We start from the raw sequence: 13,338 nt of genomic DNA, 5'->3' as shown, positions 1-13,338 counted from the left end.
CTTATGGTTATGAAGAATTTTTTGCAAACAAACGGCAGCCGGCTTTTTACCTCAGCTCTATTTATTCTGATGGGGTTGGCCAGTTATGCCCAGTTTACCGAGACTCGTGAGTTCGTCAAACGTTTTAAAATTCAGCCCGAAACGCGTATTGACATCACCAATAAATACGGCAAAATAGAACTGAATACATGGGACAAAGATTCTGTTGTGATCCGGTTCAAAATGGAAATCAACGAAAAAAAACCTGACAAACTAGCCAAGACATTAGGAAATCTTGATTTTGACATCAGCAACAGCCAGCATTACCTGGTGATAAAAACTCAAGTTGATAAAAATCGGAATCAGGTCGAGAGCGAACTCCTGAAATTTAAGGAAACCATCCTGCAAACCAACGGAAGCATCCGCATTGACCTGATGGTTTGGCTACCCGACAACCGTGAACTAAGGCTGGAAAACAAGTTTGGCGATATTATTATGGGCGACTACAAAGGCGAAACACAAATTATGCTGAGCAACGGCAAATTGAAAACCGGTGATTTACCTAAAAGAGCAAGTATGAACCTGAGCTTTGCCGATGCCATGATTACCAACCTGCCCAATGCCCGGATCATCAGCAATTATAGCGATATTGAGATTAAAAATTCAGGAACGATCCGGTTCGAAAGCAAATCGTCGACCATCGAAATTATGAATGCTGAAGATTTGAGTATCGACTCCCGGCGTGACAAGTTCCGGATCAGATTAGCCGAAAAACTCGATGCAACGGGCAATTTCAGCCAATTCCGGATTTCAGAATTAAAAGATAAGGCGAATCTGCACCTGAGTTATGGCAGCCTCGAAATGGAAAAGATACTGAGCTCGTTCAGCAGCATTTATGTCGAAGCGCGATCGGCAGATTTAAACCTTTATTTCAGTCCTGAAGGGAAATTTAATTACGAAATCACCGAAACCAAAACCGACCTGAAACTGGGACGGGAACTAAAGGAGGAGGACAAAGAAGTGATTGATTCGAAAGAAAATAAAGTCCGCCATTCAGGCTATTTTGGCAAGAAAATGAAAGAAGATCAGCTCATCATTAATGCCGTTGGTGGCGAAACCAATATTCTGTCGTATTGATGGATTGAATTACTAAAGGACTGATTCGGTTTAGGTTTTATGCGATTCATCAGGCAATACAGGCGATTTGGTAAAAATTGCTCATTTTCTTCAGGATGAAAAATCCATTTTTGTACCATTCAAAAGGGAATATCAAAAATGAGAAAATAGTTTGTCTTTCTCCGTAGGAGATGAATATCAATAGAATGAATCCATCATTAGTTCCATTTTCCCGGAGGGAATTAATAGACTTTATTATTAATGTCCTAACGAACAACAGATTTATTCGCTATTTCTTTCTATTGACATTAATGCCCTATGGGCAAACCAAATGCAAATATTTCAAACAAAATACTTTAAATTTTATTCAGGATTTGCAACCACAAAAATAAAATCCTGTCTATAGTATCAGAAAACAGAAAACAATCAGAAACAAACAGTCCTCAAAGCTATGAAAACAACTAAAATTCAATTTATCACAGCACTATTTGTGCTTCTATTGGGAACAAGTTCCTGCCTCGACGAAATGTTTATTGAAGGCAACGGAATTTCGAGAACAGAAACCCGTAATGCGGAAGGATTCAATCAAATAAGTTCGAGCGGAGATTTCACGGTCACGGTAATGCCAGGCAACTTTTATTCGGTGGAAATCACAGCCGAATCGAATTTATTGCCTTACATCTCGACCAACGTAGATGGGAAAACTCTGAAAATCAGAACGACCGGAATACATTCGCTTCGCCAGACTGAACCAATTGAAATTTTCATCACAACACCTGTATTGAATGGCTTAACATTAAGCGGATCGGGATTAATTGAAACCGGAAGCTTTATGAGTTCAGACTTCGACTTGTCAGTTTCCGGATCGGGCGATATCAAAACCATAATCAGCAGCGACAAGGTAAACGCGAACATTTCAGGCTCCGGAACAATTTATATGGAAGGTGATGCCCTAAACACTAATTTTGTGATCAGCGGTTCAGGAAAAATAAAGAGTTATAACCTTTTACAGGATCAATGCCAGGCTGTAATTTCCGGATCGGGCGATATGTATGTAAATGCCAGTCAATTCATTGATGCCCGGATTTCAGGAAGCGGAAGGGTTTATTTTGTAAATCACCCAATCGTGCATACAAGCATTTCCGGATCGGGCGATGTAGTCGATAAGAATTAATGAAACCTGAAAAAGGAAAGGTCATAAGAAAAACAAAAAGATAAAATTGAAACAATGAAACAAATCTATTTAGCAGTTAGCTTATTACTCCTCGCATTCAGCGGGTTTTCAGAAGAACCGGTTAAGGCTGTTGGTATTCGTGGTGGTCTTTCCTCCGGATTTGAATACCGGGTTTATTCAGGCGATTTAACTTCTTATAAAGCCCTTCTCTCCTTCCGGAAACAAGGACTTCAGTTAACCGGTATGAAAGAATTTCATGTTGCCGATGCCTTCGATATTGGAGAAGAAGAATTGTCGTTTGTTTATGGTTTTGGGGCGCATGTCGGTTTTGAATCGTGGCACCGTGATAACTATTATGACGATATTTACCACACTTATTACAGCGAACGTCGCTCTGGCCCAATTGCTGGCCTCGATGGTTTAGCCGCCATTGAGTATACAGTAAAAGAAATTCCTTTCGTCGTTGGAGTGGAGGTAAAACCTTATTTTAATCTCTTCGGAAAGAGCTTTTTCCAGCTTCAACCCTTCGATTTTGCCTTTACCGTAAAATACACCTTCTAAAAACACAGAGACAGAGAGACAAAGTACCTAAGTTCCAAAGCACGAAAAAAGACTTTGTAACTTAGGAACTCAGGCACTTTGCGACTTCAGAAAACAACAATTAAACAATTTAAAATGAAAAAGTTATCACTCATGATTTTTCTTGGGTTAGGTTTCCTATTGGCCTCAGCCCAGGACGACAATGACAACAATCAGATTTCGACAATCTTTTCGAGAAACCGGTCAAATGGCGGCTACGGAGCCTTATCGTTTGGCTATTCGCAAATCGACGGAAAAGATGCGTTAGTAATGGGCGCCCGTGGTTCGTGGATTATTGACCATTCGTTTGCCATTGGCTTAGGCGGGGTTGGTTTTATTAACGATGTAAATTACCACCATTGGCCAAACAATGAATTAAACAACAACTTAGCCGGTGGTTATGGTGGCATTTATCTTGAACCTATCCTTGCCCCCCGATTACCAGTTCACATTTCGATTCCGGTATTATTCGGAATTGGAGGTATCTCGCGTATTCAAGACAATTGGGATAACTGGGTTTACAATGATTCGCAGAACGATGTTTTCCTGGTTTTCGAACCAGCAGTCGAACTCGAATTCAACCTAACCCGCCATTTAAGGTTGGCTGGCTCCATTGGATACCGATTTACCTCTAAAGTTGAAATGGCAGATACAAACCCGGATTTTCTGGAAGGCACAAACATCGGGTTGGTTATGAAGTTAGGCAAGTTTTAGAACCTTTGTTTGGTGAGGGCTTCACTTTGAGTGAAACCCTCTCTTGCGTTATTGCAGGTCTACCTAATAATCCCTACTTTTGCCGCTCAATAAAAGGGTAAAATGAAGAATAAATCGTGGGTTCCAATCGGAGCAGCTATTTTATCAATGATCTTTTGGAGCTTTTCATTCGTTTGGATTAAAATAGTTTATGAAGCTTACGGCCCTCTGACTACCGTTTTATTCCGCCTGCTTATTTCTTCCGGATTGATGCTGGCTTTTACCATTCTTTCCGGGAAACTTCAAAAAATAAAGTCGGGCGATCTGAAAATGTTTGTTTTGCTGGCATTCTTCGAACCTTTCCTTTATTTCATGGGCGAAAGCTATGGTCTGAAATATGTTTCGTCAACCGTTGCTTCGGTTATTGTGGCCACGATTCCACTTTTTTCACCCATTGCAGCCTGGTATTTTTACAAGGAAAAGCTCAGCCGTACCAACCTGTTTGGCTTGGTTATTACGTTCTTCGGAGTCAGCCTGGTTGTGCTCGACACATCGTTTAATTTTACAGCTTCGCCATTGGGCGTTGCGCTCGAATTTTTTGCTGTCTTTGGAGCCATTGGTTATGCAAGTGTTTTGAAAGGCATTTCGCATCGTTACAATACTTTTACCATCATTACTTATCAAAACCTGATTGGCGCAACATTTTTTCTTCCGTTTTGGTTGATCTTTGAAATGAACGATTTTACACAGGTGACTTTTAATGCCAAAGCATTCTGGGCAATTATCAAGCTGGCAATTTTTGCATCAACGTTTGCGTTTATCTTGTTTACGTATAGTGTCCGGAATATGGGAATCAACAAGTCGAATACCTTTATCAATGTAATTCCAATTTGCGTAGCCATTTTTGCTTACATCATATTGGGCGATCAACTGAATTTCCATCAGATGATCGGAATTGCCGTTGTCATTTCAGGATTGTTCCTGGCTCAAATCAACTGGAAGCGGTTTAAAAAAGGAACGCCACCCATTTATCAGGCCTAAACCTTTTAATGATTTATCTGTTTTTGTCGTCGTGAAAAGGGAAAATCGAAACAATCTGATCAGGCTGATTTTTGTTCACCTGCTGCTTCTGGCCTATCCGCTGGTGAGTAAGACTTTTCACGTGCATCATGGAGAGCGGGTTTCACATAACTTTTCGACTTGCGCCAGCGTTGACAAACCTGAAGAATCTTGTCCTGTTTGTGATTTTGAGTTTTACAATTTCGTTCCAGTCGAATCCAATACTGTATTTGTTTCGCAGCATTGCATTTCGGTATATAACACTCCTGATCAACAGGTCACATTTATACCATTTGTTAATTACTTCTCGCTCAGGGCACCTCCAGTCGCCTGATCAAAATTCATTTATTTAAGAATCAATCCACATTAAAGCCCGGGATATAATCAATTTATATCGGACTGATGTGTTGTTCATTTCCGGATTTCTTCGGAAAATGATGAATCATTATATTATCCAATTTTAAAACAAAACAAATGCAACAAAAAATTATATTTCTGATCTGGATCAGTTTCCTTTCGATCGGCTCAGGTTTTGCACTCCCCTATCCAAATTCAACCAACGCGCATTTAAGCGGAAAAGTAACCGACAAAACAACTGGAGAATCACTTCCGGGAGTCAGTATTTATTTCCCAGACCTGAAAAACGGAACGGCCACCAAAGATGATGGCAGCTATTTTATCGACAAACTCCCGGCGACAAAACTGCTTATTCAGGTCAGTTATCTGGGCTACAAAATACAATCGAGACAACTCGATCTGGCGAAAATACAAACAGCCGATTTTGAGTTGGAGTTATCAGCCACAGAAATTGGAGAAGTGGTGGTTACCGGGCAATCGAGTGGTATTGAGAACAACCGTACACCTTCACCGATTGCAGTAGTACCACGTGCGCAAATGCTCCAAAATTCGTCGAGCAACATTATTGATGCACTTTCGAAAGTTCCAGGGGTTTCGCAGGTAACCACCGGAGCTGGGATCTCGAAACCAGTTATTCGCGGAATGGGCTATAACCGCGTAGTTGTGGTAAACGATGGCATCAGGCAGGAAGGCCAGCAATGGGGTGACGAACACGGCATTGAGATTGACGAGAACGCCGTAAATCGTGTTGAAATTCTGAAAGGGCCTGCCAGCCTGGCTTACGGTTCGGATGCGATGGCCGGGGTAATTAACATGATTTCGGCGCCTACTTTGCCTGAAGGGACAATCAGGGGAAACATAAGCAGCAATTACCAGACGAACAATGGATTGATCGATAATTCTGCAAACCTCGCCGGAAATAAAAACGGACTGATCTGGGATGCCCGGTACAGTAATAAAATGGCACATTCGTATCAAAACAGATACGATGGTTTTGTTTACAATTCGGGCTTTCGCGAACAAGCAGCCAGCACAATGCTTGGAATTAACCGCAGCTGGGGATTTTCGCATCTTCACCTCAGTTACTATGATCTGAAACCCGGAATCATTGAAGGTGAGCGCGACAGCCTGACCGGGAAATTTCTGAAGACAATCGTTAACAGCGATGGTACAACGACAGATGAAATCGCTGGTTCTTCAGACTTTCACTCCTACCAGCCCAATGCACCATTCCAGAAGATCAATCATTATAAGGCGGTATGGAACAACAGTTTATTTTTAGGGCAAAGTCAACTGGAAACCACCATCGGGTTTCAGCAAAACAGACGAAAAGAGTTTGAAACACCCGACGAATACGGGCTTTATTTCTTGTTGAATACGTTGAATTACGACATCAAATACACTTTGCCCGAAAAGAACGACTGGAAATTGACCACCGGAATAAACGGGATGTGGCAAAATTCGCAAAATAAAGGAACCGAATTCCTGGTGCCTGAATACAAACTGTTTGATTTCGGCATTTTTGCCATTGCCAACAAAAAGATCGGGAAATTAGACATCAGCGGGGGGATTCGGTTTGATACCCGTTCGGAAACCGGCAAAGCGCTTTTCCTGAATGAAGATGGCGGCGTAGCTATAGCTTCCGATGCAAACGCAACACAACGTTTCGGCGCTTTCAGTCAGACCTTCAGAGGAACATCCGCAAGCTTAGGCGCCACCTATCAAATCAGCGAATCGATATACACCAAACTGAATATCTCGCGAGGATTTCGGGCGCCAAATATTGCTGAATTGGCTTCGAACGGCGTGCACGAAGGTACACAGCGTTACGAAATAGGCAATTCAAACCTGAAACCAGAATCCAGTTTGCAGTTCGACTATGCCATCGGGATGAATACGACACACGTTTCTGCCGAACTGAACCTGTTTACAAACGCCGTCAATCATTTCATTTTTAGCAAAAAACTAAGTTCATCCGAAGACTCCCAAGACCAGTACAACGGACTTCCTGCTTTTCAATTTACAGAAGGTAATGCCCGCTTTTATGGTGGCGAATTTCAAATCGACATTCACCCACACCCGTTGGATTGGCTACATCTTGAAAATTCATTCTCGTACGTAAACGCCACATTAAAAAATCAGCCATCAGAATCGCGCCATTTACCTTTTATTCCGGCGCCGGTCTGGGTTTCGGATGTAAAAGTTGATTTCGATAAACTCAATCGTTTTATGGCGAACGCCTATTTCAAAGTTGGAATTGAAAAGACCTGGGCGCAAAACAATTATTATGCAGCTTACGACACCGAAAACGCCACGCCGGGTTATACTTTGCTCAATATGGCATTTGGAACCGATTTTACTTCGCGACATAAAACCCTTTTCTCACTTTATATTTCAGGAAATAATCTGACGGATGTTGCTTATCAGAGCCATTTGAGCCGCTTGAAATATACCGCAATGAATAATGCCACAGGGCGAACCGGAATTTACAACATGGGACGCAACATCAGCATTAAATTGCTGATCCCGATTGATTTTTCAGGAAAGAAATAGTTTGCAATTGGACTGAGAACGTTTAAAAGGAACAAGCATGGCCAAAATTCTTGTTCCTTTTCTTATTTTTGACCCGAAAATAAAGGCTGATCATGCAACACATTCCATACAATACTCCCGAAAAACTGAAAGAATTCTCGAATAACCGAAGGCAGGATTTCACGCTGCTTTTCAAGAGGCTAAAGGCGAAGAAACCTAAAAATCTCGACGATGTGTTTCATGAGTTGCACGACGAAGCATTCGATCAGTTCGATTGCCTTACATGTGCCAACTGTTGCTCTACGATAAGCCCTGCCATTACTGACAAAGATGTTGAAAGACTTGCAAAACGGGTGAGAATGAAAGCAGTTGATTTCATCAGACAATACCTGTTTAAGGACGAAGACAATGATTACGTTTTCAAACAAACGCCCTGTCCTTTCCTGATGCCCGACAATTATTGCATGGTTTACGAAGACCGACCCAAAGCCTGCCGCGAATACCCCCATACCGACCGCAAACGCATGTATCAAATCCTGAATCTGACCCACAAAAACTGCGAAGTTTGCCCTGTGGTATTTTGCATCACCGAAGAAATGGTCAAGAAGTTTTAAAAACAAAACTACACCGCAAATCAAACTTTACTACCAAATAAATTGAACCTAAAAGTTCAGTATAAATGCAACTTTTTCATTAATATTCAATAACTTTGAGTGAATTACATTTCAGTTTAGTTATTAGCTATTGTTTATTAAATAGTAGTATTTATGAAATATTCTATACTTATAACCTGCTTAATTTTCTTTCTGAGTCCGGTATCTGCACAAATTAACAAGGCCATTTTCCTGCACCATTCAACAGGGAGTGGAGTATATTCAACCGGAAAAGTCAGTCAATGGATAACTAACTATAATACGCAAAACAAAACAAATTATTCGGTAACTGAATTCTCATATCCAGACACACCCTGGGATTGGGAAAACTATCCATATGATTACTGGAAATTGTGGGTAGATGGTTCTTGTAACAATACCATTGAGAATATACAATGTCTCGATAATCTTTGCCAGAAATACGAATTGATTATTTTTAAACATTGCTATCCGGGCGCAGGAATTGAAAAAGACATTGACAACGGCAATGTAACTTCATCAAAAAAAACAATCAACAATTACAAGCTTCAGTACAGGGCTTTACTTAATTTATTCGACCAATATCCAAATAACAAATTTATGGTTTGGACATTGGTCCCACTTCATCGCAATGCAACAACCAGTGAAGTAGCAAAGCGAGCCGCCGAATTTGTGAATTGGGTAAAAACCGAATGGTTAACCGAAAATGGCAAAAGTCATCCCAATGTATCTGTTTTTGATTTCTTTGGACAAGCAGCCGAACAAAATGCCAATCCAACCCAAGGAGTACAATATTGCTTAAAATACGATTACGAAGGTGACCACAACGGCAGCGATTCTCACCCTAATACAATTGCAAATCAAACTATTGGACCACTATTTGCAGCTGATATTGTGAAAGTTTTAAGTAAAAACGCCACAAATGTATCCGAAAGAACAGATACACCTGTTATACAACTTCAAAGTAATCCAACAGCAAAAACCATTCAATATCAGATAAATTCAAACCATTCAACGCCGTATTTTAAAATTGAGATATTCTCCATTTTAGGTGAATTGGTTTACAGTGATGCGAAGGCTGCATCTTCAGGGAATATAAAACTTGAAAGAAATTCGGGTATTTATATTTTCAGAGTTAAAATCGATGAAAAGCTAATAAGTTATAAGGTAATGATATAGATTTTAACACATTTCGATTATCCTTAAATTACCGGAGGCAGGATTTTACTTTGCTTTTCGAGAGATTGAAAACCAAGAAACCTAAATTGCATTGGTTACGAAAACTGAACCAAAGCCTGCCGCAAACGCATGTATCAGATCCTGAATCTGACCCACAAAAACTGCGAAGTTTGCCCAGTGGTATTTTGTATCACTGAAGATTGGTCAAGAATTCGATGTTTAAAGTCTGACCACACGCTTTTCATTCCGGTTTGTTTTAAAGAATTAATACAACTGCAACAATTTGTGGCAAATTATTCCCTTAATTTCCGGTCTGAATGAATTTCCATTTGGGCAAATTGAAAAAGATAAAATACATGGAATTTGAAAAACATATCATCATTGGTGGTGAGGAGTGGTGCGCGTTTCCGGGACTAAACATTCCGGCAATTAAAGCCAGAGTCGACTCAGGAGCACGAACTTCGGCCATTCATGCGCAAAACATTCAGAAGTTTACCCGAAAAGGCGAAAAGTGGGTCAGTTTCGAGGTTCATCCACTTCAGGATAGCCGCCGGATTACGGTTCGCTGCGAATCGAAAATTGTTGATCACCGGAGCGTGAAAAGTTCGAGCGGTATTGCCGAAAAGAGATATGTCATCAAATCGACCATGAAAATTGGAACCTACGAATGGGAGATTGAATTAACCCTGGCAAACCGCGACTCGATGGGTTTTCGGATGCTGCTGGGCCGCGAAGCCATGGAGAACCGGGTTTTGGTCGATCCGGCCAACAGTTTTCTGTTGGGCGACTTTTCTGAAGAACGGGTGAAAGAGTTTTACCAGCACATCCGGGATGTCAAAAGCGGATTGCGCATCGGATTATTGGCAAGTAATTCGGAACTTTACAGCAATCAGCGAATTATGGAAGCTGGCGAAGAACATGGTCACGAAATGATCTTCCTGAATGTGCAGCAATGTTACATGAAACTCGATGCCGTAAACCCTGAAATTCGGTACCGTGGCGGCAGTATTCTGAATAATCTGGATGCAGTTATACCACGAATCCGGCCAAACCTGACGTTTTACAGTCTGGCGTTAATCAGGCAATTTGAAGCGCTCGGCATTTTTTGCGCCAACTCGTGGGATGCCATTGGTAAATCGCGCGATAAGCTTTATTCATCGCAGTTGTTTTCCCAAAACGGAATTCAAATTCCAATTACAGGTTTTGCCAAGTCGCCGCTCGATACCAACGACCTGATCAACATGGTCAATGGCGCTCCGCTCATTATTAAACTGCTTGAAGGAACTCAAGGGAAAGGTGTTGTTTTGGCTGAAAATGCTAAAGCTGCCGAAAGTGTGATTAACGCGTTCAAAAGTCTTCAGGCCAATATTTTGGTTCAGGAATTTATTAAAGAAGCCGGAGGAAAGGACATTCGCTGTTTTGTCATCGACGGGAAAGTGGTGGCTTCCATTCAGCGCGAAGCCGCAAAAGGCGAATTCAGGGCCAATTTACACCAGGGCGGAACAGCTTCGGTAATTAAAATTACGAATGAAGAAAAGAAACTGGCTGTGAAAGCCGCCAAAGTGCTTGGATTGCAAATCGCAGGAGTCGACATTATCCGGTCGAACAAAGGACCATTGGTTTTGGAAGTGAATTCGTCGCCCGGACTGGAAGGAATTGAACAAGCCACCGGAAAAGATATTGCCGGAATGATGATTACAGCGATTGAACGCCAGTTAGACTGGCAGCGCGATCTTGGAATCAAAGGCTTCGATCCGGAATAGACACCCTTCGACTGCTTCGCGCTCAGGGAGCTGTGCTGCGGTCTTCCGATTTCGGGCTTCAAGCTCATTAAACTAAAGTTAATAAAGGTGAAAGCCTTATTGGTCGGTTAGGATGTTCAAAAGCCTTTTCCTATTTTTGAGAAAATTTTCAAAAAACTATTTAAAAACCATTGATAATGAGAAAAAAAATTGTTGCCGGAAACTGGAAATGTAACACAACCGTTCAGGAAGGTGTTGAATTGGCTAAAGCTGTAACTGAGTTAGTTGACAAATCAGGAGTAAAGGATGTTGTTGTTGTTTTGGGAACTCCATTTACACACATTACCAGCGTTGTTTCGGCTGTTGATACCAACCTTATTGATGTAGCCGCACAGAATTGTGCTACTGAAGCAAAAGGCGCTTTCACTGGCGAAGTTTCGGCTGCTATGGTTAAGTCAACCGGCGCTACTCATGTTATTTTAGGACACTCTGAACGCAGAGAATATTATGGCGAAACCAGCGAAATCCTGAACAAAAAAGTGGCTTTGGCTTTGGCTAACGGATTATCTCCGATTTATTGCTGTGGTGAAGCTTTGGCGATTCGCGAAGCCAACGAACAAAATGCTTACGTTAAAACTCAGTTGGAAGAAACGATTTTCAACCTCAGTGCTGAAGATTTCGCGAAACTTTCAATCGCTTACGAACCAATCTGGGCAATCGGAACTGGCGTAACTGCTTCTACAGCCCAGGCTCAGGAAATGTTGGCTTTCATCCGTAGCTTGATTGCCGCCAAATTTGGAAAAGCTGTTGCTGAAGAAACTTCAATTCTTTATGGTGGTAGCTGCAACGCAAAAAATGCTCCTGAATTATTCTCACAGCCAGATATCGATGGTGGTTTAATTGGTGGTGCTTCATTGAAAGCTGAAGATTTCTTAGGAATAATTACTGCTTACTAAAAAAAGACCGGAGACGGAAGACAGAAGTCCGAAGACCCGCTCCCTGAGCAGCGAAGCGTGTCGAAGGGAAAACATATAAAGGGAATGATCCGAAAGGGTTGTTCCCTTTTGTTTGAGAGGACGGCTTGCAACCGCAGTTTGTGGCATTGAACTTTGATGTTGTAAAATTTGCAATATCAAACACTGCTTATTTGAACGAAATTAACAAGCCAATCATCAGCAAAATATCAATAAAACAAATCTAGTTCAAAGGCTATCCAGCAATGGGAGGTCTTTCTTTTTGTATTACATTTGCCCAACAAGCGAAATCTTTAATTTCGGTCTTCTGACTTTTAACTTTATACTTTTTGCCTTTAAACTTGCTTTATCATGATCTATATACAAATACGTTTTAAGCTAAATCCCGACACAACCGAAAACCGTGAAATCCTGGTAGCGATGCTTTCGGATCTGGCTTTCGAAAGTTTCGACGAATCGGAAGAACAAATCATGGGTTATATTCCCGGAGAGTCTGTCGATTTAGAGGAGATTGAAGCCATTACCACACTCCTGCCCTTTTCTGTTGCAACCGAGAACGAGATGATTCCGGATAAAAACTGGAACGAAGTATGGGAAAAGAATTACTTCAAACCTTTGCTGATTGGCAATCGCTGCCTGGTTCGGGCGCCATTTCATACTGAATTTGAGCCTGCGGAATTTGAACTGGTGATTGAACCCAAAATGGCTTTCGGCACCGGAAACCACGAAACCACCACTTTGATTGCTGAGCAAATCCTGAACATGGATTTAGCGGGGAAAACCGTTTTGGATATGGGTTGCGGAACTGGTATTCTGGGAATGCTTGCTTCACTCAAAGGCGCAAAAACTGTAACTGCAATCGACATCGACACCTGGTCGTTTGAAAGTACCGTTGAAAATGCCCGGCTAAACAATATCCTGAATCTGGAAGCCAAATTGGGTGATGCCAGTTTGCTTGGAACTGAAACTTTTGAAATCATTTTTGCCAATATTCACAAGAATGTAATTGTTAACGACTTGCCGGTTTATGAAAGTGTACTTCAATCGGGTGGAAAACTTTATCTGAGTGGATTTTATACCTACGACATGCCCGATGTTAAAGCAAAAGCCGAATCGCTTGGCCTCATTGAAACCGGATTTCAGGAGAAAAACAACTGGGTCGTGTACGCTTTCAGCAAGCTTTGAGCAGAGAAGTCCCAAGTACGGAGGCTGTCGCGGTTGACAGGAAACGCACCTGAAACCTGAAATTTGAAAATGAACTTCTCTGCCGCAGTGTGGTCGGGAACAAACCCCTAAGCGATTAGATTTCATACATAAAAGGA

At 41.6% G+C, this 13,338-nt stretch carries 12 protein-coding genes; all 12 read left to right on the top strand.

From position 1 onward, the window contains the following. Nucleotides 1-9 precede the first annotated feature (9 nt). The 12 genes from AQPE_RS22595 to prmA all read left to right on the top strand — a co-directional run bounded on the left by AQPE_RS22595 (nt 10) and on the right by prmA (nt 13,201). Nucleotides 10-1,116 carry a hypothetical protein gene (locus tag AQPE_RS22595; RefSeq protein ID WP_318348744.1) on the top strand — a complete coding sequence of 369 codons (1,107 nt, stop codon included), beginning with the start codon at nt 10-12 and terminating at the stop codon, nt 1,114-1,116. A 430-nt stretch (nt 1,117-1,546) separates the two neighbouring features. Beyond that, nucleotides 1,547-2,269 (top strand): head GIN domain-containing protein, encoded by a 723-nt coding sequence (locus tag AQPE_RS22590; RefSeq protein ID WP_318348743.1) that lies wholly within the window; start codon nt 1,547-1,549, stop codon nt 2,267-2,269. A gap of 54 nt (nt 2,270-2,323) precedes the next feature. Then, a complete protein-coding gene (locus AQPE_RS22585; protein ID WP_318348742.1) occupies nt 2,324-2,830 on the top strand; it encodes a hypothetical protein in 507 nt (168 codons plus the stop codon). 114 nt (nt 2,831-2,944) lie between these two features. Beyond that, nucleotides 2,945-3,562, top strand: a complete 618-nt coding sequence (locus AQPE_RS22580) for a hypothetical protein (protein WP_318348741.1) — start codon at nt 2,945-2,947, stop codon at nt 3,560-3,562. 102 nt (nt 3,563-3,664) lie between these two features. Next, complete coding sequence (locus AQPE_RS22575; protein WP_318348740.1) at nt 3,665-4,582, top strand: DMT family transporter; 918 nt, start codon at nt 3,665-3,667, stop codon at nt 4,580-4,582. A gap of 31 nt (nt 4,583-4,613) precedes the next feature. Beyond that, nucleotides 4,614-4,934, top strand: coding sequence for a hypothetical protein (locus AQPE_RS22570; RefSeq protein WP_318348739.1), 321 nt, complete (start codon nt 4,614-4,616; stop codon nt 4,932-4,934). Nucleotides 4,935-5,074: 140 nt separating this feature from the next. Then, a complete protein-coding gene (locus AQPE_RS22565; RefSeq protein ID WP_318348738.1) occupies nt 5,075-7,510 on the top strand; it encodes a TonB-dependent receptor in 2,436 nt (811 codons plus the stop codon). A gap of 92 nt (nt 7,511-7,602) precedes the next feature. Further along, nucleotides 7,603-8,103: a YkgJ family cysteine cluster protein gene (locus AQPE_RS22560; RefSeq protein WP_318348737.1), complete on the top strand. Its 501-nt coding sequence runs from the start codon at nt 7,603-7,605 to the stop codon at nt 8,101-8,103. 153 nt (nt 8,104-8,256) lie between these two features. Continuing rightward, the gene (locus tag AQPE_RS22555) at nt 8,257-9,300 is read left to right on the top strand and encodes a T9SS type A sorting domain-containing protein (RefSeq protein WP_318348736.1); all 1,044 of its coding nucleotides are present in this window, start codon (nt 8,257-8,259) and stop codon (nt 9,298-9,300) included. A 356-nt stretch (nt 9,301-9,656) separates the two neighbouring features. After that, nucleotides 9,657-11,063 (top strand): 30S ribosomal protein S6--L-glutamate ligase, encoded by a 1,407-nt coding sequence (rimK, locus tag AQPE_RS22550; RefSeq protein ID WP_318348735.1) that lies wholly within the window; start codon nt 9,657-9,659, stop codon nt 11,061-11,063. Between the two features lie 176 nt (nt 11,064-11,239). Then, a complete protein-coding gene (tpiA, locus tag AQPE_RS22545) occupies nt 11,240-11,998 on the top strand; it encodes a triose-phosphate isomerase (RefSeq protein ID WP_318348734.1) in 759 nt (252 codons plus the stop codon). A 369-nt stretch (nt 11,999-12,367) separates the two neighbouring features. Continuing rightward, nucleotides 12,368-13,201 carry a 50S ribosomal protein L11 methyltransferase gene (prmA, locus tag AQPE_RS22540; protein ID WP_318348733.1) on the top strand — a complete coding sequence of 278 codons (834 nt, stop codon included), beginning with the start codon at nt 12,368-12,370 and terminating at the stop codon, nt 13,199-13,201. Nucleotides 13,202-13,338: the final 137 nt, after the last annotated feature.

Source organism: Aquipluma nitroreducens, assembly GCF_009689585.1.
In the GTDB taxonomy this organism is placed as follows: Bacteria; Bacteroidota; Bacteroidia; order Bacteroidales; family Prolixibacteraceae; genus Aquipluma; species Aquipluma nitroreducens.
The sequence above is the reverse complement of the archived record's forward strand: the minus strand, read 5'-3'. Positions and strand labels throughout refer to the sequence as shown.